This is a genomic window from Candidatus Zixiibacteriota bacterium, assembly GCA_035380245.1.
Classification (GTDB): domain Bacteria; phylum Zixibacteria; class MSB-5A5; order GN15; family FEB-12; genus DAOSXA01.
In genome coordinates, this window is record DAOSXA010000016.1 from 1 (window position 1) to 7,349 (window position 7,349).

Here is a 7,349-nt window from a genome sequence, read left to right on the forward strand (position 1 = left end):
TACAAAAAGCCCTTCAACTTTATCGCTGAAGGGCGTGAAACTCAAATTAAGCTCCCCGTGTGCAACCCTCTTCATAACCGTTCTCTTTCTCCCGCAGTTAACCGAAGACCTTCAATTTCAACGGGTTATCAAAGATCAGGCCGTTCCCGGTGAGACGGAAGCGGCGTCAAACTCAATTTCCCCTACAACTATTCTTCCAGGATACGTTTTCGAGCAATCTGTTCGATCTTGGCAGCATCAATACCTCCATCAGGCGCATCCTGGGATGTGATCAATCGATCCGAAAAACCGTTTTCCTGATACCAAGTCTGTTTTCGTTCCCACGCCTCGCGATAGCTGGGAACGTTTAGCATACCAAGATGTTCCCAATAAAAAACATCCCCTTCAAAGCTGACCGTGAAGTCAGGAAGGCGAAAGTCCTTCGAATCAGTCCGCGAATAGAGCGGCTGCTCGTAGTCGTAGCTGATCCCAAGCGCATCCAACACATCTGCCACGACAACCTCGCTCTTGGAGCGGACTGCAATGCCCTTCCGCGTACGATGGATGAGTGCCTCCAGGTGAGGTCGCTTCACATCATCCGGTCGAAGGGCTATCGTGAACATATGAGTATTCCGCAACCGTGTGTCCGAGCAGTCCGGGCTGCGTAAACGTCGGAGGGGCTCGATATCCTTTTCGACCAAGAGCACCAGCTTGCGACGGAACCGCGTGAGGCCGGTATAAATCAGTTCTCGCGACAAAGTCGAGGCTTTCTGCGGGATGATCAGGAAAACCACCTCGAAGTCGCTCCCCTGCGCCTTATGGACGGTCAACGCGTAGGCAAGTTCGAGGTATTCGTCAACCTGACCGCGGTAGTACCGATAGGAGGCGTCTACTTGCGTAGAAAAAACAGCGGCAAGGACATCGCTGCCTTCCTTCCTCTTGAAAGCCTCAGTAACAATTCCGATCTCGCCATTGGCGACGTAGTCCAGCCCACTTCCCTTGGGGTAGGCCCATCCATCCTTGCTTCGATTTCGAACCTGAATAATCTTGTCGGTCCAGACGATCTCATAGTCACCGAATGGTCGTGGCATCTTGCTCCATTGGCTCTGCGACTTCTGAATGAGACCTGCCTTGTATTCTCTCTGGATCAAGCGGTTGAGATCGTCAGTGCCGAAGTGTTGCGCACGAGTGGGTGAGAGGATTTGCCACGCCTCGCTGCGGACCCAGTCCTTCTGATCGATCCCAAGCGACCGATTAAAGCTCTGGTAGTCGTCATCACGGATATTAAGGATATCAGCCATCCGCCCCTTAAGCTTGGCAAGCAGATCGTCGTGGTCGTCCCAAAACACAATATCCAGGTCGCCCATCGACTGGCCCCGAGCAATTGAGGCCAGAATCTCGTCATCACCCGGATTGACGACTGATGTTCGGTATCCGTCCGCAAGCGCCAAGGCGACACTCTCCTCGCCTGGAACTCCCTCCTCCTCATCAACGCGCATACAGACTGTGAGTGGAGCGATGCAGTCAGGGTGGTCTTTCTGAAGCCACTCAATAATGTCGGCGAAGGGCCTCCCAGGGCCAATTGGTGGTAGCTGGTTGGGATCACCCACAAGAATCAGACGACTCAATGGGCCGGAGTCAAGAGCACGCAGCAATGTCCCAAAGAGGTCCGTTGGGATCATTGAACACTCGTCAATGATAACGGTGGTCGCCTGGAAGGGGCTCTGATCGCTTTGTTGTTTGATTACGAAAATATCAGGCACGAACCAGCCCTGCTTAAGCAGGAACTGGTGAATGGTCATTGCATTTCGACCGGTTTTGGTGGAAAGCCGAACGCGGGCCTTTCCGGTGGGAGCCAGCAAGAGCGTCGGATGTCGACCCTCGGCACGCACCAATTCCTGAAGAAATACCTTCAGTACCGAAGTCTTGCCAGTGCCAGCTCCTCCTGTCAGCACGCTCAGTCTTCGCGAGAATAGCGTGGCGAGGGCAGTCCGTTTCTCGTCCAGTGCTGCCCTTTCACGGTCGGATTTCGGTTCACCAAAGAGCTTCTTTAGCGCTCCGAACCAGTCAATCGGGGGATCGACCGCCGGATTCGTCTTCTTGGCCCGCCGTTTAATTAGCGAAGCGGCATGTTCCTCCAGCAACTGGAGGTGCTTGAGCGCGACAAGCTCGGGATCGGAGTCGAAGGCTGTCCACAGGGTTTTTCGATAGAATTCGGCTTCGGCCAACACGACTTCCCGATCTGGCTGACACGCCCTTCTCTCAGGAAAGCGTCCGATGATCTTGGTCAGGAAGTCGGCGAATGTGAGGACAGTATCTCCATTGCTTGCGGCCTCCTGGAGAATCGCAACACCAACCGCCCGAACCCTACGCCTGTCGTCGTGAGAGATTTCGTCTGCATCGGGAAACAGCGCGGCGTCCCCTTCGGGCCTCAAGCCATGATCGACTGTCTCCAGCGCCACGGGATCGGAGTCCGCCGACCCAAGGTCGCACTCGGATAGGATGTAAGGGTTGGCGACCAAGTCCTTCTCGGTCGCGTCGATTCCGCTTGCTGCCCGCTGGTCGGGATTGGCGATCCGCTGCACCTGGCCCGGGGTGAGCTCGAGCCGGGCGAGCTTGGATAGCAGCGCATGGCGAGTTTTTAGGACGCGCCAGCGCTCTCTCGCTTTGAGGAGCCCAGTTCTGTATGTTCCTTTGTCCGGTTCGATTCTTCCCTCAAGGATTGACAGGACATAGTCCCAGGAATTCTCTCCCCGTTTTGCCATTGGTGCCAGCACAGTTCGCTGAAAAGAGGTCCCCTTCGAAAACCCGAGGTACTGGAGCACGCTTCCAGCGCCCGGAAACGCGCCTCGACCGCTCCATGCCTCGGCCAGAACGTCGTTTAGCCAATCAAGGCGTCTTTCCCAATCAGAAGCGCCGCGCCCATCAGCCTTGACGCGCTCCACACACTGTATAACGCGCTCAATGATGGCAACCGCGACGTCGTCGGAAACATGTTCCCCTCCATATGAGAATGGAAGCAGCGCGCTCCGTGGAACTCGGCAGATGATATCGTCAGGGCTGTGACCATCCCGCAGGTATTCTTGGTACGGGATACGAACCCCTTGTTCAGGGTACGCCTGGCTAATACGCCGGGACCAAACTGGATACTGATCCTGGTACTTTGGGGTTGTACCAAAATAGATCTGAGGCCCAACCTCAGCGATCCTTCCAATACCGACAATAATGCGCGGCGAGTTCTCATCCAGAGGATTCCCATGGTTGCAGTAATAGAAAACAAGTGAGTTCTTTGGCTCAAGTTTTCCCCAGAATCGCTTGAGAAGTTCACGCTGACGGTCAGGCTCAAAAACCCAACCATTACTTCGCGGATTGTCTGGCCCCCGAAGTGATATATCTTCAGCTTCGCAGACCTCTCGGAAAAATTCCTCGCGCATCCAACGGTAAGGAGCTGGACACGATGAATACGGAGGGATGTCTTCTGAGACCCCTGGTAGCCTCCGAAACTCAAGCGGGTCTTGATGTGTTATTGAAAATCCTTTTTCGGCGTAAGCGGCTGGATCACGGGAGCATGGTGGCAACCATCCGTCCAACTCGACGAGAGGTTTGCCGGCAGCTCCGCGCTCCTTTTCATCATCCCGCGAGTCACGTATGTGTTGGTGGACAATGCAGTGAGCATTGAGGTGTGGCAGGTCACATACGTGACCATCCCAAGCTCGGTCATGCCATGCTAACCTTACTGAGAGATGCGTAGTCATGCTTTCTCACCCATGATGCCTTCCAGTGCTAATCCTCGCTCCTTCCCATTTCTTCGAGAATCGTCTTTACATCGCAGAGATGGGTCTCGACGAACTGAATAGTCGTTTCAAGATCGCCGAGTCTCAATGGAGCCTCCAATGAGTCCATATTCAGAAGAGCCTCTCTCAAATCGGTCATGGCCGTATCGTCCTTCTTGACAAGCTCTTTGTACATTGCAGCGCAAAGCGGGCATAGGGCCAAAAACTGCGCCTCGTGCTCCACGGGAAAATGATCCTGGGAGAATGCTTCGACAGCTTCAAAATAATGCTCACCACTACGTTTTCTGAAAGGCATTTCCTTCTTGCAGATCTGACACACCATTTGGCCGTCATCGTTGGTGTACTGTTCCCTGAGCCAAAGAGAAGGGTCGATAGCGCCTCTGGTTGTCCGAACACTTCTTTCGCGCTCTTCATATTCCTTTTTTGGGGATTCGGAGAGCTGGTCTGTTATCCGTTCCTGCCGACGCTCTGGATTCGTAACCGTCCTTGTTGGGAATGTCGGTCTACTATTCCTTGATGCGATTTCAGCCTTTAGCTGAGCAAACTCGTCCGGATGCATCTTCAGAAACTCTATATCCTCAAGAGAGACTCCGAGTATAATGGCATGTTGGCGTTTCTTATCGTCTTCAGATGATGCTTTCCACCCGACACCCTGATTAATACCGAGAGCATCAATTAATTCCTCTGCCCCTTGAAAGTCGTCAAGAAGCTGATCTGTGTTAATGTCCCCCGGTTTTTCTATGCTCCCGTCCCGCGTAGGAATCCACTTCGTGCTCCTAAGGCGGGTCAGCATTTGAGAGTCGAAGGACTTGCTATGGCCGCTATAGTAAAACCAATGATAGCGACCCCTGAAAAACCAGGAGTCCAATTCCAAATGCTCTTTAAGATAGCCCCACAGGATGAGAGCAGCTTTCGCCTTATCGTCAAAACCCTGAACTGCCTCCAAGGATTCAAGGAAATCATTCAGCCCATGAAGGTTATAATTCTCGATTGTCTCGGCACGCGTTGAGTATTCACTTACACCAGGAGGCAGGCCATCAGAAAACAGGATGCGCCGTGGCAGAGTCGCAATGCCAAGGTCGATCAAAATGGCTGGAGCTGCTGAAACCAGCGGCTCTTCGGATAAGAACCACGCGTCTGTCGAACCGGAAAAATACAGCCGCAAAGTTGGACTTTCCTGGTAGACATCGAGCGGCCTTTTATATGCCAGGTTTCCAACAGGGTCAGCAGCCTTGAGAAAAGGGGTCTGCTTTGCCTTCTGGATCACTCTTTTCTTACCGGCCTCCGAGTCAGAGGTCAAAGCGCGCAGAATTTTAAGAATGTCCGCCGCGTGCTCGGTCTCGGAAACCGAGGACACATCACTTTTCGAGTACTTGGGCAGAACCCTTTCGACGATGTCATCAAACACGTCCGGTTCAGATAAACCCAAACGCTTCAGGAAATTTCCCGCTTGCTCATCGCTTGCAATCAGCCGCTTCACAATCGGGAAGTCGGTGTCTTCGGGAGGAGGCAAAAAGGCATTTGGAGTTGTGCCGTCAGCCCGAAAAGGTATCACATGACTATCATCTTGAAGACGGACAATAGGCTTGGAACGGAGAAGGCCTCCCGAATCCCCAGACCACCTTGGAGAACGCCAAAGCGCCTCTTGGCCAGACAAGTACCCATAAAACTCCAACAGCCATTCATCGACTTGTATTGACAAGAAAGACTGGGTGATTCTTCGGGCAAAGCTGTCGGGCGTGATCTCCTCGACCTCCAGTTCATTAAGCAAGTAAGTGCGTAGCTCCGGGGTTCGATCCTGAGTAATGGAGCCAGCCAGCCACTTGACAGTTGCCTCTGATTGAAAGAGCTTGCGAAGCTGTTCATGATCCAGCAGTTTTCTGAGGTCAGCGCCACGAGCAAGTTTCGCATTCCGCGCTGAGACGAAGCTGCCATCATCTGCGGGCAGCAGTTCTTTACCTGCAAGAGACTCCCGAACCGAGGTGGCAATCGGCAGAAACATACTGCCTGGAGGAAAGTCCTCCATCCTTATTGGCAATGCTTCAAGCAGCGAGACACCCAATAGACCAAGGTCCTTGAGCCGCGGCAACACGTCAGCCATAAGACACGCGGTCTCGCGCACCAATGTCGCGTTCCAATCATCCTCTTTCGGAATATTGTCCCTTGCCGGCGTGGTCTTGTATGGTCCTTGGATCAGGAATCCAAATCGGGTTTCCTTCTCAGTTGGGAAGAAGACCACGAGTGGTGAATCCTTTGTTCTTACCACTTGTTCCCGTTGTTCCCTCTCGTTCTCTTGAAGGCGAAAACCGATCTCTACCGGGACTTGACGTGGGCAATCCTCGCCAGGGATAGGCACATCCACGGGGCGCTCAAATATCAACCAACTCTCGCTTTCATCTTCGCCGTTGTTCTGCCCAATTACCGTTACTTCGCGTGCACCGCCTCGCTTAGTCTCGTCCCGCAGATAAACACCACCGATCCCATTCGGTAATCTGTATTCGATCTCCTTGATCTTACGAAGAAAAAGCAGTGTCCTGGCGCTTAGCTTACACAGTCTTGTACTGATCTCCCTGCATGCAATTGCCGGTTCCACATCCTCTTTGTTGAACGGAAAGGCGAAGAGGGTTGTCCATGAATCTCCGATGTCTTGCTGCTGAACGGCATATGGCCGAACGTAGTTCTCGACTCTGAAGCTTTCATCGCCTGAGTGAATTTCAGGTGTAGTTGTGTATGCGTAGACTGACTTGAAGCCGATCCCGAACTTGCCGATCTGAGTGAGATCTTCAGTCTTCGTTCCTTCACCGACCCCGCAAATGCCGCGTACATCATTTTCATCAAATAGGCGGCCGTCATGAAGAACCTCGAGCTTGTCTTCTACAAGTTGGAAGAGGACCTTCGACGCACCGGCATCCTCGGCGTTCTGCAGAAGCTCGAAAATGAAATGCGTCCTATCCGTATATAGCCTGCCCAAAAAGGATAGATGACGTGTTCCTTGGCCATATTCGAGTATGTTGTCGGCACGTATTTTGTCGTAATCACTCGGCATGAGGCGTATCTCCAACGATCTGAATCACTCCGTATGCCACCGGCTCTGCGGTTATCTCCGCCCTTTCCATGGCGATGTCCAAATCCTGAATGCGCCTGGCGTAGTCCGCCTCAGCCGCAGAGATTTGAGACTGGCGCATTTTCTGAATCTTTTCGTTGCTGGCTTGCTTAAGCTGTTCCTCAAGAAGCGCTATCCGCGCCCGATGACTCGTTGTAAGGCTCTCCCGGCGAAACTCTGCCAATTCCTGCGTTCTTCGCCTATGTTTTACCCGTGCATCGGACCAGAGACTGTAGTGTTGACCGTCTAAGGCATCCCAACAAGCCGGATCGGCTTCTTTCGGATCATCGACAGGGAGGTCAGTTGCCTTTTCAAGAAGACGGCTAAGATGTAATGTGACCGCTTCAGTGGAAGCAACTGGCCGCAGGACCAGATCTTCCTTGATCCCGTGAAACCGCCATTGATAAATGGCAAACTTGTATCGACCTGGGAGAACGTCGCTGGACTGAGCCTTGAGTGTAGCGACCACTCGT

General features: G+C 52.9%; 3 protein-coding genes. All 3 read right to left on the bottom strand.

Annotated elements, in window-relative coordinates; translation table 11 throughout:
* Window positions 1–188 precede the first annotated feature (188 nt).
* Window positions 189–3,413, bottom strand: coding sequence for an AAA family ATPase (locus PLF13_14805; GenBank protein ID HOP08539.1), 3,225 nt, complete (start codon window positions 3,411–3,413; stop codon window positions 189–191).
* A gap of 349 nt (window positions 3,414–3,762) precedes the next feature.
* On the bottom strand, window positions 3,763–6,819 hold the full coding sequence (locus PLF13_14810; protein ID HOP08540.1) for a hypothetical protein: 3,057 nt from the start codon (window positions 6,817–6,819) through the stop codon (window positions 3,763–3,765).
* Window positions 6,809–7,349: helicase (locus PLF13_14815; GenBank protein ID HOP08541.1), on the bottom strand; the 541-nt coding region annotated here is incomplete at its 5' end. The genes PLF13_14815 and PLF13_14810, both read right to left, overlap by 11 nt.

Excerpts from the sequence above, each read along its gene's own strand:
- PLF13_14805 (HOP08539.1), bottom strand. The coding sequence starts at position 3,413 with ATGCGCGAGGAATTTTTCCGAGAGGTCTGCGAAGCTGAAGATATATCA.
- PLF13_14810 (HOP08540.1), bottom strand. The coding sequence starts at position 6,819 with ATGCCGAGTGATTACGACAAAATACGTGCCGACAACATACTCGAATAT.